Source organism: Fodinibius sp. GM21 (genome assembly GCF_058386955.1).
In genome coordinates this window covers 248553-267084 of record NZ_JBYEIQ010000002.1, presented here as the reverse complement: position 1 = coordinate 267084, position 18532 = coordinate 248553, and the positions used below count along the sequence as shown (strand labels likewise).

Genomic DNA, 18532 nt, shown 5'->3' with positions numbered 1-18532 from the left:
TAATTTTAAAAGACAGAAGTACAATTGTGAACGGACCAATAACAAAACATGAAATTAACCGGCTACGCCTAGCCGTCATAAAAGGCCAAATAATGGAGCAATATGATACCTATGATGATTTTCGCAAAATTCTGTTTCCTGATATAAAGCTAAACACCTTCCGACAGTGGTTCAAAAAACCATACTACATTTCGGATCATCGCTTGTGTAAAATGGAACGAGCATTAGGGATTTCGGAGCAGGTTCTTACCCTCATTCTCAACAAGAAATTTGATCTCCCCATGGGAGCTCTTTGTAAGATCAAAGGCATTCGACTAACCCTTTAACCAATCGCAACCTATGGCCAAAATACATACGCGCTATACCCTTGGGGATACCATCCAGTTCATAGACAGCGATGGCAACAAACGTAAAGAAATCGTCCGCATGATCGAAACACAGATCGTAGAAGGTTACGACCTCTGGGTGATTTACGGATATGGAGACAATCTCTATGAACTCAACCATGTAAGTGAACACAAAATTTTAATTTCTCAACGACAAATAAATGAGCAGCAACACCCGGGAAGAGTCCTTAACACTACTGTCGCTAAACAACCGGCAACAACCCGATGACTACGGGCCAGCAGTATCTAATTCTCAAAATGAACCGTTCGAATATGTCGACAGCTCCGATCCCCTGGATTTTGGTTGGTATCGCAATGAAACCGATGGCACCAGTCGCCGGATCGGCACCTTCGATATCGAAATACATTCCAAGATCATCCGCTATAATCCCGAAACACTGAAATGGGATTCTACGCTCTACGAATGCCAGGTGAGCTGGCTGACCCCAGAAACCCGGAAACTTATACAGAGCGAACTCTTTGTACTGGAGCCGGAAGACCTGCTGTCCAAGAAAGCATTTCAGATTCAGATTTTTAAGCATTCCTATCAATCGGCTCGCTTTAAGTCTGATGATGAAATCCTCTTCTTTATGAGCTTCCTGTGCAACCGGTGGCAGCCACAGACGGTCTATGAGTTCAATTACTACGGATTTATCGAGCACCATGGCTACACCTTTTATCTAACGCGCAACGCCTTAATTAATATTCCGGACGATCACCTTCGGGAGCCCCAATACATGATAGCGCCCGACCGAGATTCTGGCCTGTTTCCCATGGTAGCTGCCGACACTACCTTTTACGTGAAACCCGGACGCATTGAACCCGCCCCGTTGTTAGATCTTCCTTCGCCCACAGATGGCTTTTACAGCGATGAAGAACATCATCTGTTTACTGGGAAAGAGCTCCAGTACTTTATCGATACCGTGCGAGACAAATTTGGAGAGCTTATCGCCGGACAACAGCCCGAGAAAAAGGCGGAAGGATATCTCATCTTCTCTTATATGCTTTCCTTTCTGTTTTTTGACGAGATCTACGATGTGTTTAAACATGTCGTGTTTCTATACCTATTTGGAGAACCTTCAACCGGTAAGGGACAACTGTCTCAAATCATGCTCAATTTCTTTGGCCAATCCTTCACCGACGTAGATTCGAATCCTACGCTCAAGTCCGCCGAAAACAAGCTAGCCAACCACAGCAAGATTCCGGTCATTATGGATGAGTTTGTGCCTGGGAAAGGCAAGATCACGCCACAAGTATTTAACATGTGGTACGAATTGAGACAACGTGGCGTAAGCGCCTCCCACGATCGGACCAAAAACGCCTGGAGCCCGGTGCGTTCGCAGCTGATGTTTATCTCCAACTACAAACCCACCGAGGACCACTTTCGATCACGGTGTATTATGATCGAATACGCCAAAGACAAACGTGGTTCGGTGGATAATCTTTGGTGGTTTGATAACCACAAAAAAGAGATGCAACGGCTCTTTCTATCTCTGCTGTACAAGTTTAATGATTTCAATCGCGAGCTGTTCAAAAGTGAGCTACTCTGGACCAAGCGCCTGCTTACGGAAGCCGTGGAACAGGAATTGGGTCGACGAAGTGACCAGGAAGGCGTTCGTTTCCAAATCAAAGACCGTCAAATAGAAAATATGGCGGCCCTTATTACGGTGGATCTATTTGTATGTCGGCCCGGTGATGTCCAGTTCGCGGAATTTGTTGGCCAGTCAGCCCAAGAAAATGGAACGTCCAAGGTAAGTGAAGAGGACCTCCAGGAGATGCAGAACCTACTACGGGATTCGCGCGTATCCACCGAAATATTCCGCTACGGTGTGGAATTTTTAGCTAATTCCGCAGAACGCGAAGTACACCAAACCCCACTTCAGCAGTTCCTGGCCAGTATTGAGATCATGAATGATAATGGGGAGCTACCGAAACGATACTACGGCTGGAATACGAAAGATGGGCTGGTCATGTACTGGAGCGGTATTTGGGATGCCTACACCAACTATAACAAAGGCCGGGAGTATATCAGCCAGGATGTTATCCGAGAAGAAATTGAAGCATTGGACCTGCACGGAAAAGCCAAAACCAATTATTACAGCTACGAAGATCCGGTGAAGGGTACCGTCAAAGAAAGCCGACATGGCTACCATATTCCCCGCAAACATCTAACGCCAACCTGGCTGCGCGCCTTTGGCAAGCGGGAGGAGGCGAACATCATGCTGGAAGAGCAAAGCCGCCAGCCGGACACCGAATACCAGACAAACGCCGGTGATAGCTCACCACCATTTTAGGGGAAAACAGGAGAAATCTATGATTTTCTAAGAATTTTAAAACACCGTCTTATTTTCTTAGAAGTTCGATTTCTTCCCCATACAACACCCTGTAAGTATAATAATAATAGTTAGTTAGTAAATAATAATATATCTAAGAAAACCACTAAGAAATGACTAAGAAGTCTAAGATCGGTCTAAGATATCTAAGATGAATCTTTGCCAATTTCTTAGACACTTAACCGATAGTTTTTACTGCACTTAACCTTGGCCTCTAAGAAAATAAGAAAGACTATGTCTAATTTTGAAAATCCTGAAAATACCACCAACCCGATGGGAAACATGCCCTCAAGCAATGAAGATTTCATGACGATTGGCGAAGCAATCGGCTACATGTGTGAAAAACTGGGACGCATCTCCCGGACCACCTTTTACCGATGCGGCTATCGCAAGATGATCACCGTGCGTAGTTACGGGCGGAATAAAAGTACCGGGCGTGAAGCCGTTAAGCTATGCCGCAAATCAGAAGTCGATGAAATCATTCAGACCATTCAGGAGAATCCCCATGCCGAAAACATCTAACCGCGTAGATGAAATGCCGATTACCAGACAAAAGGTGGTAAAACCATCTATATCTACTGAGCATTGGGCAGCAAAAATAGATGAAATCAACAGCCAGTATCACGATTTCAACATACTCCATCTATATGTAGATGAAACGAGACAACTCATTCAGGTGAATTATATAAATGAGGATGGTTTTGATGTCCCATTGACCGGTTGGCTTGATATGGGACAAGTTGGGACGTACCTGCAAAACTACCAGCATATGTTTTGCCTGAATCCCAACTGTATAGATCGTTTTTTCGATTTGGATGAAGCTACGGCCATTGTACCTATCAGCTGGCTCCGGCCCAGGAGAAAAAGAGTAAAAGGGATTTCCAATGCTTTTATCTATATGCGTCAGGCTTACCAAGGAAAAATACCTAAACGAAAACCTATTTCTGTTAGGCTAAATGCAGAAGAAAAAGGTCTTTTTGATATTTTGGATGGGAATTCAACCTATTTTGTGGCAGAACAGATAGGAATGAAATCATTGCCTATAAGCCTATAGGGATCTTATTTATAGGCTTACATCTCTTTCTAACAATTTAATTAAAGGGATCTGAGCTCGTAAATATCACATTATTCGACTGTATTTTACATATTGGTAATATAAATAGTCGATTGAGGCCCTTAATATTATGAAAAAGCTATTCCCGCTCGATAGATATGAAATTAAAATTGCGTTCATCTACTTTCTGACCTCTTTCGTTTGGATATTCTACAGTGATCGCCTGATAAACAGCTTGGTTGATGATCCAGCCCTACTTCTCTCTTTGCAGACCTATAAAGGATGGGCATTTGTTTTGGTCACTACCTTTGTACTATACTATTTCATCCGACGGGATGCGTTAAAACTCCGAGATAGTCGGAAACGCATAAAAAAGCTACTGGAAAAGGAAAAAAGCACCCGACAACAAACCGAACAAGAAAAAGAAAAGCTGGAAGAAATACTTTTAGAAGTCCCTTCTGCTATTTGTATTCTGGAGGGCCCTCAACACCAATTCAACTATGCAAATGAAGCATATCGTCAGTTAGTAGGGATAGATCGTGAACTAAAAGAAAAGCCTGTCAGAGAAGCATTACCCGAAGTAGCAGGACAAGGTTTTTTTGAGTTACTCGACGAAGTATATGAAACGGGAGAGATATATAAGGGCGATGAAGTTCCTTTTACAATCGATAGTGATGAAGAGCAACATACCTACTATCGTAATTTTATCTATAAGCCACTATTTGATGATGAGGGTAAATGCAGCGGTATCTTTGTTGAAGCCGTAGATGTAACAAAACAGGTAGAAATTAGAAAACGGCTGGAAAAATCCAACGAAGAAAAACAAATTCTCCTGAGCGAGCTCCATCATCGGGTTAAGAACAATCTTGCCTTGATTATCAGTTTGATTGAGTTGGAAATGGAGGAATACCAGCAAAGTTTTCATTCTATTCCGCTTCAAACAACCCGAAACCGCATATTTACAATTGCTGAAATTCACGAAGTCCTCTTTAAGCAACAGAGCCTTAAAGATATTCCGTTTCATAACTTCCTGGATCGATTGCGGGATATTCTTTTCAACAGCAATGGAAGAAACGGCCATCCTGATATGGAGATCAGCTGTGACCCCCTAAAACTAAATATCAACCAAGCTGTTTCTCTTGGTTTAATGCTTAATGAAATATTATCGAGATTGACGAATGGCAATGGAACCCAACCTTGTAAAGCAGTCAAACTGTCACTAAACATTGATGATAAAAACGAAGTAATCACAACACTGGATATTCAACAACTCGATGAGGAGATTAAAGAAAAGCTCATAAAACCTGACCACTATCTCCCCGCCACACTTATCAAGGTTCTTACCCAACAGTTAGAAGCAACTCTAAATCACACCCAAGACATGAATAGTGACATATTTAAAATCCAGTTCAAAAAGGAGCATAAGAAAGGTGGGGCAAGCAGTTTATAAATGTAATAGGGTGACATAATGTTGTCATTGATCTTTAGTTAATTCTATGTGCACTTATATTTTTCACAGGAAGTTATCTATTCAATAATCCAATTAAATAACTTATCGTGACTGGTTAAGCTATCAATGCATTACAAACAGAATACGACTTGTTTTATGCCTACAATTCGGTTTAAACCGTTCTTTATTAGAATTAATCTAGCAAGAGATCGTAGATAAATAGTCAATAATTAAGCTACATTTATGCATTTCATAATTTGTCATCGAACGCGTATATGCATAATTTAGTCTCCCAAAAAATACATCGTCATAAAGTTTTATAAGATATGAGCAACAACGGTCGCGCAGATAAACCCAAAATTATTTCATTGTTTTCAGGTTGCGGTGGTTTAGATCTGGGTTTTCATCAAAAAGGTTATGAAACAGTTTGGGCGAACGATATTGACGAATGGGCCTGCAAAACATTTGAGAGAAATCTAGGTGAGGTTATTAATCAGGGGGATATTGAGGATATAGATCCTTACGAAGATGATAGTATTCCAGAGTGTGATTTAATTTTAGGAGGGTTTCCCTGCCAAGATTTTTCAATGATATGGAAAAGACCTGGACTTCAGGGTGACCGCGGTAATCTTTATAAGAATTTTCTTCGATTTGTGGATGCTAAAAAACCTAAAGCATTTGTAGCAGAGAATGTAAAAGGGCTTTTGAGTGCAAACAATCGAAAGGCGATTGAAACTATTATTGAAGATTTTGAACAAATTGCCCCCGGATATCTAGTAAAAATTCAATTATACAACTTTGCTGAATATGGTGTACCCCAGTTTAGAGAAAGGGTTTTGATAGTTGGTGTAAGAATGGATACTGAATTTGAGTTTGTTCATCCTCAGCCAACGCATGGAGAAGATGAAGATAAGTTGCCTTTTGTGACAGCAGGAGAAGCTATTGAAGGCGCAACGGATGTGCCTCATAATAACGAGCACATGAATATTCAAGATAGTACGAGGGAAAAATTAAAGCTGATTTCCGAAGGAGGGAATTATACGGATATACCAAAAGATAGCCCTCATTATGTAAAAGGTATGATTAGCCATGTGTACAGAAGAATTAACAGAAGTGAACCGGCCAAAACTATTATCGCTGCTGGTGGCGGTGGTACCTGGGGGTATCATTATCCAGAGCCAAGACCATTGACGAACCGGGAAAGAGCCCGCTTGCAATCATTCCCTGATGATTTTGTATTCGAAGGGAGCATGACTGAAGTTAGAAGGCAGATAGGAAATGCTGTTCCGCCAGCCGGGGTGCATAAAGTGGCAGAAGCTCTACATCCACTTTTTGAAGATGATTATGAGCCTAAAGACTTGCACTCCATAAGTGAAAACTTAAAACAGATGAGTTTAAAGAAAAGATTGAATTATGACTACAACACCCATTTCGCGGAAGTAATGTAAAAATAATTATCTCAAAGTGTTCCTAACATCAAATTATCAGCCACTCAAGACCTCTCACGAGAGTTTTTCTGAAGTATTCAATCAACTATTGCGCTCTTCCAAGTCAGTTGATTTGGTTACGGGGTATGTTTCAGAAAAATCAATAAGGCATCTAGAAGAGTTCATTTTCAGCAATGGTTCGCCTTATATAAACCTCATCATTGGGATGCACTATTTTGATAAATTTACCCATTCCCAGTATACGGCTGCATTGGAATTAGAAAATTTTCTCGAAAAATCTTCTCTTGGCTCAGTAAGACTTGTAACAAGCTTTCCATTTCATGGAAAGATGTATTCTTTTAATAACGGGAGTGAAAAAAGTTGTTTAATTGGCTCTTCTAACCTGGATAACATTTTACCGCACAAGTCTAAAGTGCAGTATGAAACCGATATACTCATTACTGACAATGAGTATGTTAGAGAAGTAAGTAGTTTTATTAATAGTCTCTACGATGATGCTTCACAGAAACTTTCAGCTATAGAAATAGATCAATTTAAACACACAAATAATTTATTAGAAGATCTATCCGGTGTTCAACAACTTGATGATGAGCAATTATTAAAGTTCCGATCGAAGGTTAATGTTGAGAAAAAGTTTAAGCTCCCGTTAAAACCTTATGAAAAAGCTGGGAAGAGTAACCTTCACCCTTACCTAGGAAAGGGGAGAGAAAATAAATCTACTGGGGTAGTTCTGCCTCGGTCATGGTATGAGGTGGAGTTGATTGTTCCTAAAAGCATACTTGACGATCCTATGTACCCTGACAAACATGATGTTTTTCATGTAGTAACCGATGACGGGTATAGATTTGAATGCAAGACAAGTGGAGATTACGGCAAAAATTTTAGGTCTGTTGATGATTTAAAAAAGCTTGGGAAATGGATTAAGGGACGAATGCAGAATGCCGGAGTTCTCAAGGCTGGAGAAAAAATTACTGAAGAGACCCTTGAGGCATACGGAAGGGATGATATCGAGATGTTCCCGACAACCGAAAAAGATGAATGGTTTTTAAATTTTAGAAGGAGTTAGATAATTTATTTATGAGTCATCTAGAGACATACTTGCAGAGAGTTTCACAAAATACAGGTAAGGCTGTTGCTGATTCTATTCGTGAGACAGTTAATGAACTTGTACCTGAACATATCGAGAATTTTGATTATAGGTCGCACAGGTCTGGCCTTCTTTTAGGGAATGTACAAAGTGGTAAGACCGGTCAGATGCTTGGCGTTTTATCTGCAGCTGCAGATTTAGATTTTGAAATTTTCATAGTGCTTACGACTGATAATATTCAGTTACAGCAGCAGACTCTGCAAAGAACATTTAGATTTCTTGATACTGTTTGTATTTGTGGCGAAAACGATGAAATGAGGTTTCTTGCTAATGATATGAGGAAACCTGTTGTTGTGGTTCTAAAGAAAAATAGCAGGGTTCTAGAAACATGGCAGGGAATTTTAGAATCATCAGGATTCTTAACCGGGAGACCAATATTTGTTATAGACGATGAGAGTGACAATGCCAGTTTAAATACTAAGATCAATAAGGATGAGCAAAGTACAATAAATAAAAGGATCACAGAAATTAGAGGATTGTCGAATAGCAGTTTCTATCTGCAAACAACAGCTACGCCACAATCCTTATTTTTACAAACTGAAGAAACTGGATTTAAGCCTGAATTTGTTTATTACTTTAGTCCTGGCGAAGGATACTTGGGAGGGGATTTTTTCTACAGTGATCCTCAGTCGTATGTCATAAAGTTGACCCCCGAAAATGAGCTGGATGATTTAAGAGATACTAGTGGTTACATACCCCCTGGAATGCTAGACGCAATCATGAGTTTCTTTATTTCAGCTGCTCATACTATCGAAGAAATTGGGAAACAGTCCTGTAATTTTTTAATTCATCCAAGTGTTAGTATAAGTGACCATGAAGCTGTTGCTACTCATATTGGATCGGTTTTGAATGATGCACTTATAGGAATTAGCGATGATGACTTTAAAGATTTGCTGCATGAGGCTTGGTATGACCTGCAAGAAACCCAACCGGATTTACTTAATTTTGACAAGTGTTATGAGTTTACTAAAGATTACTTAGAACAGGGGAAAATTACACCTTATGTCATGAACTCAAAATCAAAGGCAGATTATGATTTTGAGAATGGGGTTAATATTATAGTTGGCGGAAATTCACTAGGACGAGGCGTAACATTTCCTAATCTTCAAACGACCTATTATTGTAGGAAATCCCAAAGTCCGCAAGCTGATACTTTTTGGCAGCATTGCCGTGCTTTCGGATATGACAGAGAACAGGGGCTTATCAGACTGTTTCTTCCACCTTCATTATTGAAATTGTTTGTTGAATTAAATGAGGCTAACAATGCGATGATTAATCATTTAAAAGAGCATGGAGCCGAAGGCCTAAAACTAACTTATCCTAGAAATATCCGGCCAACTAGAAGAAATGTTGTAAAAAGAGATGAGTTGGAAATAATTTCAGGTGGTACAAACCACTTTCCATTTACGCCTACTTCTGCCAATTTAAATGAAATTGACAGGTTGCTGCAAGACTACAGTGGAGATGAATACAATGTAGCCAATATTGACTTGATCTTGGAATTAATATCCTTATGTCAGAGCAATAAAGATCATGACTGGCCCTCTGATACTTATAAAAACTGTATTTTATCTCTTGAAGAGCAATATCTTAAAGATCCAGTGCTAATTGTCAGAAGGAATCGAGATATTAGTAAAAATACAGGTACTTTACTTTCTCCGAATGATAGGGCGCTTGGTAACAGATTTAATAAAAGAGTTGTATTAACAATGTATCGTGTAAATGGACAAATAGAAAAAGGATGGGATGGCCAGCCATTGTGGATTCCCAATATTAAATTTCCTTCTGACAAGTTTTTCTATAGCATGACCGGCTAATTACTATTCTCCGAGATTTCTGCAAATTTTTTGTCACTCAAGAGCCATTTTTCTGTTTTCTCCAACACATCAAATAGATCATGGGAATACTTTCCTCTCATGCTGCATCCCCATATAATTAGTACTCTCCATCCCATGTTTAAGAGTTTTTTTAAGTTCTCCTCATCCCGCTTTTGATTCTTTTTAATCTTATTATGCCAGTATTCCTCTCGTGATTTGGGTAGATGGAAGCTTGTACAATCATGGCCGTGCCAAAAACAGCCATTAACTTCAATCAGGGCATTATACTTAGGAAGCTTCATGTCTGGTTTGCCTGGTAAGTTTTTATCATGCAAACTGTAGCGAAAGCCCATCGCGTGTAAGCCTTTCCGAATCTTCATTTCTGGCTTCGTATCCTTGCTGCCAATTCTTGACATCAAGTTACTTCTTTCTTTTTTAGTAAAAATATCAGCCATTCTGTAATATTTATATGCCGACCTCAACACTTACTGTGTACAAAACTAGTGAATAGAAAATTTAAATTTAAAATTTATTGGAATATGATTCTTACTATTTCCTCTGCACGTTTAAATGCTTTTTCGTCCTCTTCATCTTCCATCATATATTTATTTTCTTCCAAGTGATGTAGATATTTGCTAAGATTGATTTCTCTTTCATGAATCCAATCAGCTAAGTTTGGAAATCCTAAAGATTCAAGTTCCAAAAGCAATTTGTCATGTAATTCTCCTGAATTGGTTTCGAGTGGCTATTTTAATTTAACATTAAATTATTTAATATAGAAATAAATGGTTTATCATTTGCAATTTAATTAACCTACTTATGAGTAAGCATAAAAAAATACTTGAAGAAAAATTTCCTCATGCCAAAGAGGATTTGTTATATAATTCGGGCGGGGGTGTTATGTGGAGTTTATTTCGAACTAAGAGTGATGGTGTTACAATCTATTATCATGATTTTGATGAATTTCACATCATTAGCGGAAGAAAGGCAAAATACTACTCACTTGCGGAAATTGCTGATAATTGGGACTCAGTGAACAAAGAAATCATCCTCTAACTGGAACATGCGATCAATTGATCTAATCCAAAAAACACCGTACATAGATAACCTTCGCATATTTTTTGTTATCTCAGCCTATCCCCAACCCCTACCCTAAATCCCGATTATTTAAATAAATAATTTATTAAATCCCGAAAGTTTAATAAATTACCTCAAAAAGGTAGCTTAAATGGCGAATTTTTTAGATGACATGCCGGAAGTATTGGTTTCCCATACGGATATTTCCTCCCAGGTATCGCAAGCGGCAGCACGTGGAGAACTTAAAAAGATCGGGTCCCGTCTATACACAAAAAACCTGACCGATGATCCCGAAATTATTGTCAAACGACATTGGGTCGATCTGCTATCCGAATACTATCCCGATGCGCTGATTGCCGATCGGACGGCATTGGAAAACAAACCGGCGGAAGATGGGTCGGTATTTATCGTCTCCTCCAAGAAGCGTATAACGGAAATTCCCGGCTTGATTTTCAACCCGCGAAAAGGACATGACCCGTTAGAAAGCGACCGTCCTTTTATTAACGGACTCCATATTAGCTCCGAACCCAGAGCCTATCTTGAAAACATGCGCCCTTCCCGAGCTCGTAAAGGATCGGTTCCAAGGACGCTTCGACAAGAAGAAATGGAAGAACGCCTGGATAAACTCTTTCGGGTTCGCGGGGCCGATCATGTCAATAGTATCCGCGACCGCGCCCGAGAAATTGCCCAACAGCTGGATATGCAAGAGGAATATGAAAAGCTTGACGATCTTATTGGCAGCCTGCAGGGCACGCGCGACTCCAATATTAAATCAGATGTCGGGAAAGCCCGGAAATCCCAAAAACCGTATGACCCCGATCGCGTAGATCTTTTTCTCAAACTTTTTGAAGATCTATCGGATTTTGCTCCTCACACTCGTTCTGCGTCCAACCTTTCGCAGGACGAACGAGTAAACCTCTCTTTCTTTGAAGCCTATTTTTCCAATTTTATTGAAGGAACGGAGTTTGAAGTAGATGAAGCTGCAGATATCGTTTTTAACAATGCGATACCAGCTGAACGTCCCGAAGATGCTCATGATGTAATGGGGACCTATCGGATTGTTTCCAACTATTCGGAGATGGCAAAAACACCTGAAGACTTTGATGAATTTGTTGCTTCGTTAAAGAATCGGCATTCTACCATAATGGCTCTGCGGAAAGACAAAAAGCCGGGTGAATTTAAGGCCAAAATGAATGTTGCCGGAAGCACCCAGTTTGTAAAACCCGAACTTGTCATGGCTACCCTGGAACGAGGATTCGAAATGTATCGAGGATTGGAATACCCATTTCAGAAGGCGGTATTTATGATGTTCCTGGTTAGCGAAGTACATCCGTTTACGGACGGCAATGGTCGTATTGCTCGTATCATGATGAATGCAGAACTCGTCGCAGCTGATCAACAAAAAATTATTATCCCTACTATTTACCGAAACAATTATCTGGCCGCATTAAAGGCTTTGACTCACAACCGGCAATCAGAGGCTTTGATCCGAACCCTCGACTTTGGTCAAAAATATGTGCAAGCTATCAATTGGGACAACTACGATGAGGCACGAGCTCAGATGAAAGCCACCAATGCCTTTATGGATCCAACCGAAGCTGACCAAGAAGGTATTCGGTTGCGCCTGCCTGCTTAGGCTCCATACATATCCCTTAAATCTCGATAATTTAAATTAATCGTATATTAAAACCCGAAAGGTTAATTTTTATTCACTTGGGCCATCTATTAAATCCAATTTTTTCGAATTTCTCTATTTCAAACGGTCAACCTTCTGGGAAGCCTTTACGCGTCAGCTGTAATTCCTATTTTAATTTGTTGTTGCAATAAGCACAAAGAGGAGAGAGCATCATTTCACTAGGTGGAATTTTGTTGCCACAATTATCACAGAAGTGTTCAGCTTCGTAGCCACAAAATGCACATCTTTCTTCTTTTATAACATATGATTCCAAACAACATTCTGGACATGTGCCATAGGGATATTCTAAACCATCGACATAAGATTTGTAATGTTCAAAACCTAGGGCAGTTTGCACAGCTCGTGGTATAATTCCTTGAGCTTCTTCTTTAGCACCACAGCTTTTACATCCAAAAATTAAATCCTGAATATCTGATGAATTTTGTATAGGAAATAGCAGGTCGGAATCACAAAATACGCATGTTATATCTCGGACTCCTTCAGTTAATACTTCTGATCCCCAAGATATTTTATTGATTTTATTTAGGCACTTTTCCCTTTCCTTTTTGTATAGTTCTGCAACTTCTAACATTGCTGACCAAGTTATATGACCAAGCAAATCTACAGGATTTTCCTTCAGCTCATTTTCTATGAATGAACTGATTATTGTAAAAGATTTAGCAATTAAATGTTGAATCCTACTGTGGTCATCTTCTGTATAATAGTGTTCAATATCATTTCGGATCTTAGATATTGATTCAAACTGTTCCCAATCAGTTTCAATATCAAGCTTATCAAAATGGTTCCGAATTTGATAAACATTAACAGTAGTTTTCCCTTGTCCGATAAATTTTACGATATCATCTTTGTTTCTTGTGGGAACGATTTTTCTCTTTATAAGCACATCATTACTATCATCAGGAGACAACCTTTTTAATGCTTCTTTATAAAGAAGTAAAATACCCGCATGGATATTTCTAACTGAAGATGTAAGGCGTTCTCTTGAACCTTCTTCAAAATCCTCTACACCAACTTTAATAGAATCAACTGCATTATTTAATAAACTCATTTATGAATATTTTAACTTTAGGCCAACTTTAAATATTGGTCTGAAAGGCTACGAATTTTTTCACCATCAATGAACACTAAATTATTTCTGGTAGAATGTTTTTCTATTTTCTCACAGATTTTTTCAATTGCATTATTCGTAAATTTGCCAGAAATAATAATAGCCAGTTTTGAAATTCTATTTTTCTGTTTAGTATAGACATCATAAAAAGGCATTTTAAAAGCATCATCAATTTGTGCTATTATCTCATCAATATCTCCACCTGCTGAACCTGAAATATCCCCAAACTTAACTTGCGCGGCCCAAAACTCAATCTCTTGGAACTCAGTTATTCTATTAAAAAGAATATCTCTACCGTATTCTCTTTTTCCGTGATTATATTTAACACTATTGAATCCAATTTTTCTAATAATTGGAATTACAGTACGTAGTGTGAATTCCTTTTCATTTTCTGAATCTTCAGGATTCCAAATATTACGGCCAGCAATAATTTCAGTTGCTCCTTCAATTTCTTCTGAAATTTGCTCAGCCATTTGAGCAACTTGAATGAGCTTTTCATCTTCAAGTTCAGTTGCATATTCAAGTTGAATATAAACGCCATCATCGTGGTAAGTTAATAGTTCTATATCACCAGCCTCTTTTGCTCTGTCTTCAATCACGGATTTTTTAGTTGTCATATACTCTTTCAGTCCAATTTTCCCATCCCAGTATTTTCGTGTAATAAGTTCAGAAAAAACTACCTGTACTTTATTTCCAGCTATTCTCTCAATTATTGTTGGAATACTATCAATTGCAATTACTCCATCCCTGATATTACGACAAAATTCAAATCGAGTACCAATTGGTAAATTTTCGACTTTGCTATCCCCAATTAATTTCTTGGGCAGATACCATACTTCTAGGTCGGCTGTTTTTATAGATTCGCCATTAACATGTATATCAACAATTTCACCATCTACTTCTTCAACATTTATCATATTTGAATTTATAAGTTTGGCCTAAAGTTATTGATATAACCAGCAGTCGCAACAGCCTTTGATTAACTACAAAGTGAATTTAACTATTAATGAAAAGGAGGCAAGGAATAGCGAGGTGTGTCCCCTTAATGGTTTAGTTGGCATGGAGAACTAAGAATTTGCAAGACGACTCACTATTTCTTCATAAACTTCTTGAGTAACTAATGCTGGGTAAAAAACACTTCGGGCGTCTTTTCCTCCACTTGGGTCAACATAAATCAAACCTCTATATTTTTTTGAGCTAGCAGCATCATTTATAACTTCAGCGACATCTTCTGCCACATTTTCGATTTTTGTTAGGTCATAATTTGAATCTGGACGATTTCCTATAGGTTGGCTAATCGGTAGCTTATGAATAAGCCAGTTTTGTAATTGTTCAACAGTTAAATAAAATCCCGAAAATTCTTGTGAAGATGGTGCAGTAGAAGTAAGAATTCTTTGATCTGTAAGATCCATTTTAAAAGTCAATTTATTTAAAGGCGAACTAAAGACATTGCATATAAGGTGCACACACATTACTGTTTGAATAGCAACTAACGAAAGATGTACTTTAAAACCAAGGGTGGCAAAGAATTGGCGAGGTGGGTGCGCGGTTTAGCGCTCTACTTGAATGGTTGACGGTCTATCCAGCTTTGCCATCGAATATGACCATCATCAAAACCTAAATATTTAATAATGACTAAAGGCATCAGTCGATTGAAATAACCAAAATAGTCATTCAAATTTAGCTCTACCATATCTCCATTATGGTTTACCTCGGTTTTAGTTTGACTATTGTGAAATAGCGCATTTCTCAAATTTGAATAAGTTGAAATTGATCTTTTTAGATTTTGTGGATTATTTTGTTTTATATCAAAACCTAATTCTATCAAAAATTGACTTATCGGTATTTCGGCACTGCTTGTATAATCGTTTTCACTAAATCTTGCTAGGGATTCAAGTGCTGAAAAAAGTAGATAATATGATACTTCCCTGAATTGTTTCCGCGCTCGAAAAACTTCAATTGTTTTAAAAAAAGCGATACGAAATACAGATCTATTTAAATTTTGATTATTGCGATCTTTGGCTAATTCAGCTAATGCCAATTTAGTAAAATCTTCACGTGAATATTCAGAAAAGGCATCGCTCATTATAACCTTTCCACCACCGCCATGTCTTTTTAAGCCATTGATTTGAGATGGAAGTTTTGAAATGGCCTCATGCATGTCTTTTGCTTGTACTTTATTTGCAACTATTACATCTCGATGATCGATAAATGCTAAGACTCCTTCTAAGTCAAATAGATCAATCTCAACTGTGTTTTTTTCATATCTGATGACGCCAGTTAAGTGATAACAGTTTTCATCTTTGGAAAGCTTTTGAATCTTAATGAAGTCTCGATAAACTGGTTGAATAGTAAGACCATCGAGTTTCAAGGGTTTAGAAATCTCAAAACCATAAACACCTTCAAATTCAATCATAGTGTTTTGATGTAGAGTACTAACGACCTTGCGCTTAACGGGTGCAAGGACCATTTCCTATTTTACTATTAGACGCCAAGAAACCAAAATGAACGGGGGAGGGTACGTCCCCTTAATGTAATACCCGGGTTAGCCTGACAAATTCTAGCGCAATATCTTTCTTAACAATAATGCAGTCCAAGAGCTGATAAGGGTGATTCCCAAAAAGCTTTCAACAATTACCCAGGTTGTACTCCAGTTGCTAGTTAATGAAAGATTATCTGAACCAATTATAAGAAAGACTTTCGTGCTGAAATACAAAGAAGTAAGGAAATTATCAGCTAATGATGTGTAGAAACTTAAGTCATTAAATTGGCTCCAAAATCCAAATAAATCAATGTTATAGTTAATTATTTCAGAAGAACCTTTTACTGAAAAGCCAGAAAAAAGGTAGAATATGGCAAATAATACTATCAATGAAATCGAAGCTCGTAGCACAAAACTAGGTTTCTCACCATAACCTGCAACTTTTTCGTTGACTAAAAACCTTAACCACTTTTTTATCTCAGATTTCGTGTTGTGATTGGTATAAGCTTTTCTAGCTAAGAACCTATTTTTTGAACTTTTTTCTAGTGCTTTGGTCTCATTGAAACCTAAACTCAATTCAGAATAAAAATCAGTCAGAGTTTGATAATCAAACTTCAAATCCTCCCAATTACCGTTCGGAAATTCTTGAGGTTTTTCTATCTCAGTACTATTGAAAATTTTACAGTTGCTGAAAAGATTTCTTTTAGTGAAGAATCCTGAAATTTTTGTGTTTTCTATTTCACAATTATCAATTCTGCAATAGTTTATGAAATCAATGTTTTCAAACTCACAATTTCTGATAAAAGAACCTTTAAAAAGGGCACTACTAAAAGTGCAATTTTCAAATGTGCAGTTTCTAAATTTTGTAAATAAAAAAGTGGCATCAAACAAACATCCCTCGAAGTGACAATTAAAAAACTTGCTGTAGGAAAAGTCTATACCTTGAAAGTTATCACCTTTTGGGCATTCAACTTCAAGTTGAGCTAAAATTATGCCTCTTAAGTCCCATTCGTGTTCAAGAAATCCGCTTAAAATTCCGCTTTGAACATCATAGTGTAAAAAATCTTCACCCGCTCCGCGATTGATTAAGTTTTCAATATGCTTTTGAGCCTTGATTCCTACTTTAGTATTCCACCTCTCAGATACCTTTTCATGTTCATCACTATCATATTCTTGAAGCTGTGAAATTTCTATAAACATTTACTCGGGTTGATTTTTGCAGGCTAATCATTCGACTCAAATACTATTCATTGTCATCACAACATGCAAAATTGCCATTCAAACTTAACAAGTATATCATCATATAAGACCTTTTCAGACAAATAACACTTGCACATATTTCCTTTGAAAATAAGCCTATCTTGTTTCTTCTTTTCCCATCCTGTCCCAATCTCTGGCAGTTTATTGCAGACTATTCCAGCCCATCCCGAGGTATTTCTCTTGATTTGAAATAGTGTTACGTTGACATCGGTGATTGTAATAAATGACACAATCACAACACATTAACCAAGCCTGGTCCGATGCCTCAGCACTTATCAAATACCTTAGAAAACCAGCAACGCGATTATGCCACCACGCTCCAGGAACTGCGAGAAGGTATGCCTATTTTTGGGCGCATTACTGGCAGAACCGATGATTTTATTGATGTCGAAAAGGATATTCCTTTCAACATTCGTTCTCCTTTTAAGGTGGCGAAGGCTATGTGTCGCCTGGAGCCCGGCATCTATACGCTGCATACCGGCGACGACCATGATATCGAAATCAATTTCCGTATTGACGATCCAAACAAGCAGGCTGAAGTAGCTGCTGACCCCTTCGGGCAATCAACAGGCACCAGGGAGACCAAAGACGAAGACTATTATAGCAATCGTATTCTTCGGCTGGAAGGGGAGCTCCACGATGCGGACCGCAAGATCCGCCAGCAGGTTGATGAGATTATGAATCTGAAGCGGGAACTTGCCGAGGACAAAACCACGACCCTGCTCACCCACCAGAAAGAGCTGGCCGACCTCAAGGAATCACACCGCAACGAGATTGACCGCCTCAAAGAAATTCAACGAAGTAACCTCAAAGCCCTCGAAAAAGAGCTCGGAGAACTGGAAAAGGTAAAGTTCCGCATGGAGATGGAACAGCGAGCGGGCGGCAGAGACGCCGGAAGCCGCATGCTGGATATGCTGGAAGAAAATGCGCCGCTGTTCTTTAGCGTCATCTCAGGGCTCTTTGCCCAACGGGCCGGCAGCCAAGGCCAACTAACTCCCGAGCAAACCGAGGCTTTTAAAGCCGCAGTAGCCCAAAAGATTCAATCACAGAAAAATTCTGACCTACCCCAACAAGATGCCCTCCTGAACAACGAAGCCGAACAATCCAAAGGTGCCGGGGAGGAGACTCCTCGGCACCTTCCCGCCGACGGAGCCGATATCCCAGAGACCCTGCTGGACGGCGCAGGCGGGCCGACTCTGAACGGCAGCTTTTCTTCACCTGAGGCAGGTGGCCATCCCGAATCATCCATGACCATATAACTAACTTTGAACAAC

Annotated in this window: 19 protein-coding genes; 12 read left to right on the top strand and 7 right to left on the bottom strand. The window is 39.0% G+C overall.

Going from position 1 to position 18532, the window contains the following annotated elements; all coding sequences use genetic code 11:
- The first annotated feature begins 92 nt into the window (after positions 1-92).
- The 9 genes from ACT3IB_RS05065 (at position 93) to ACT3IB_RS05025 (ending at position 9635) form a co-directional block, all read left to right on the top strand.
- Positions 93-326 carry a hypothetical protein gene (locus tag ACT3IB_RS05065; RefSeq protein ID WP_491537921.1) on the top strand — a complete coding sequence of 78 codons (234 nt, stop codon included), beginning with the start codon at positions 93-95 and terminating at the stop codon, positions 324-326.
- A gap of 13 nt (positions 327-339) precedes the next feature.
- Positions 340-615 (top strand): hypothetical protein, encoded by a 276-nt coding sequence (locus tag ACT3IB_RS05060; protein WP_491537920.1) that lies wholly within the window; start codon positions 340-342, stop codon positions 613-615.
- Positions 548-2680, top strand: coding sequence for a hypothetical protein (locus ACT3IB_RS05055; RefSeq protein WP_491537919.1), 2133 nt, complete (start codon positions 548-550; stop codon positions 2678-2680). The genes ACT3IB_RS05060 and ACT3IB_RS05055 overlap by 68 nt, the downstream gene beginning before the upstream one ends.
- A 273-nt stretch (positions 2681-2953) precedes the next feature.
- On the top strand, positions 2954-3241 hold the full coding sequence (locus ACT3IB_RS05050; protein WP_491537918.1) for a hypothetical protein: 288 nt from the start codon (positions 2954-2956) through the stop codon (positions 3239-3241).
- Positions 3192-3773, top strand: coding sequence for a hypothetical protein (locus tag ACT3IB_RS05045; RefSeq protein WP_491537917.1), 582 nt, complete (start codon positions 3192-3194; stop codon positions 3771-3773). Before ACT3IB_RS05050 ends, ACT3IB_RS05045 begins: the two co-directional genes overlap by 50 nt.
- 130 nt (positions 3774-3903) lie before the next feature.
- Entirely contained in the window at positions 3904-5223 is a 1320-nt protein-coding gene (locus tag ACT3IB_RS05040) for a sensor histidine kinase (protein ID WP_491537916.1), read from the top strand.
- Positions 5224-5549: 326 nt separating this feature from the next.
- The gene (locus ACT3IB_RS05035; RefSeq protein ID WP_491537915.1) at positions 5550-6671 is read left to right on the top strand and encodes a DNA cytosine methyltransferase; all 1122 of its coding nucleotides are present in this window, start codon (positions 5550-5552) and stop codon (positions 6669-6671) included.
- Positions 6672-6687: 16 nt separating this feature from the next.
- Complete coding sequence (locus ACT3IB_RS05030) at positions 6688-7737, top strand: restriction endonuclease PLD domain-containing protein (protein ID WP_491537914.1); 1050 nt, start codon at positions 6688-6690, stop codon at positions 7735-7737.
- 11 nt (positions 7738-7748) lie between these two features.
- On the top strand, positions 7749-9635 hold the full coding sequence (locus ACT3IB_RS05025) for a Z1 domain-containing protein (protein WP_491537913.1): 1887 nt from the start codon (positions 7749-7751) through the stop codon (positions 9633-9635).
- On the opposite strand, the gene ACT3IB_RS05020 is transcribed toward ACT3IB_RS05025, so the two are convergent.
- Together ACT3IB_RS05020 and ACT3IB_RS05015 are read right to left on the bottom strand one after the other, a co-directional pair.
- Positions 9632-10090, bottom strand: coding sequence for a very short patch repair endonuclease (locus tag ACT3IB_RS05020; RefSeq protein WP_491537912.1), 459 nt, complete (start codon positions 10088-10090; stop codon positions 9632-9634). The two genes, ACT3IB_RS05025 and ACT3IB_RS05020, sit on opposite strands and share 4 nt — an antisense overlap.
- A 74-nt stretch (positions 10091-10164) precedes the next feature.
- Positions 10165-10338: a hypothetical protein gene (locus tag ACT3IB_RS05015; RefSeq protein WP_491537911.1), complete on the bottom strand. Its 174-nt coding sequence runs from the start codon at positions 10336-10338 to the stop codon at positions 10165-10167.
- A 116-nt stretch (positions 10339-10454) separates the two neighbouring features.
- Here ACT3IB_RS05015 and ACT3IB_RS05010 point away from each other — a divergent pair, with 116 nt between their 5' ends.
- Positions 10455-10691 carry a hypothetical protein gene (locus tag ACT3IB_RS05010; RefSeq protein ID WP_491537910.1) on the top strand — a complete coding sequence of 79 codons (237 nt, stop codon included), beginning with the start codon at positions 10455-10457 and terminating at the stop codon, positions 10689-10691.
- A gap of 172 nt (positions 10692-10863) precedes the next feature.
- The gene (locus ACT3IB_RS05005) at positions 10864-12348 is read left to right on the top strand and encodes a Fic family protein (protein WP_491537909.1); all 1485 of its coding nucleotides are present in this window, start codon (positions 10864-10866) and stop codon (positions 12346-12348) included.
- A gap of 166 nt (positions 12349-12514) precedes the next feature.
- Here ACT3IB_RS05005 and ACT3IB_RS05000 read toward each other — a convergent pair whose 3' ends face one another.
- The 5 genes from ACT3IB_RS05000 to ACT3IB_RS04980 all read right to left on the bottom strand — a co-directional run bounded on the left by ACT3IB_RS05000 (position 12515) and on the right by ACT3IB_RS04980 (position 17198).
- Positions 12515-13456, bottom strand: coding sequence for a hypothetical protein (locus tag ACT3IB_RS05000; protein WP_491537908.1), 942 nt, complete (start codon positions 13454-13456; stop codon positions 12515-12517).
- Between the two features lie 17 nt (positions 13457-13473).
- On the bottom strand, positions 13474-14433 hold the full coding sequence (locus tag ACT3IB_RS04995) for a hypothetical protein (protein WP_491537907.1): 960 nt from the start codon (positions 14431-14433) through the stop codon (positions 13474-13476).
- A gap of 150 nt (positions 14434-14583) precedes the next feature.
- Complete coding sequence (locus ACT3IB_RS04990) at positions 14584-14928, bottom strand: hypothetical protein (protein ID WP_491537906.1); 345 nt, start codon at positions 14926-14928, stop codon at positions 14584-14586.
- Positions 14929-15074: 146 nt separating this feature from the next.
- Positions 15075-15932: a hypothetical protein gene (locus ACT3IB_RS04985; protein WP_491537905.1), complete on the bottom strand. Its 858-nt coding sequence runs from the start codon at positions 15930-15932 to the stop codon at positions 15075-15077.
- Between the two features lie 144 nt (positions 15933-16076).
- Complete coding sequence (locus ACT3IB_RS04980) at positions 16077-17198, bottom strand: hypothetical protein (protein ID WP_491537904.1); 1122 nt, start codon at positions 17196-17198, stop codon at positions 16077-16079.
- Positions 17199-17518: 320 nt separating this feature from the next.
- Between ACT3IB_RS04980 and ACT3IB_RS04975 the strand changes: the two genes are divergently transcribed.
- Complete coding sequence (locus tag ACT3IB_RS04975; RefSeq protein ID WP_491537903.1) at positions 17519-18517, top strand: hypothetical protein; 999 nt, start codon at positions 17519-17521, stop codon at positions 18515-18517.
- Positions 18518-18532: the final 15 nt, after the last annotated feature.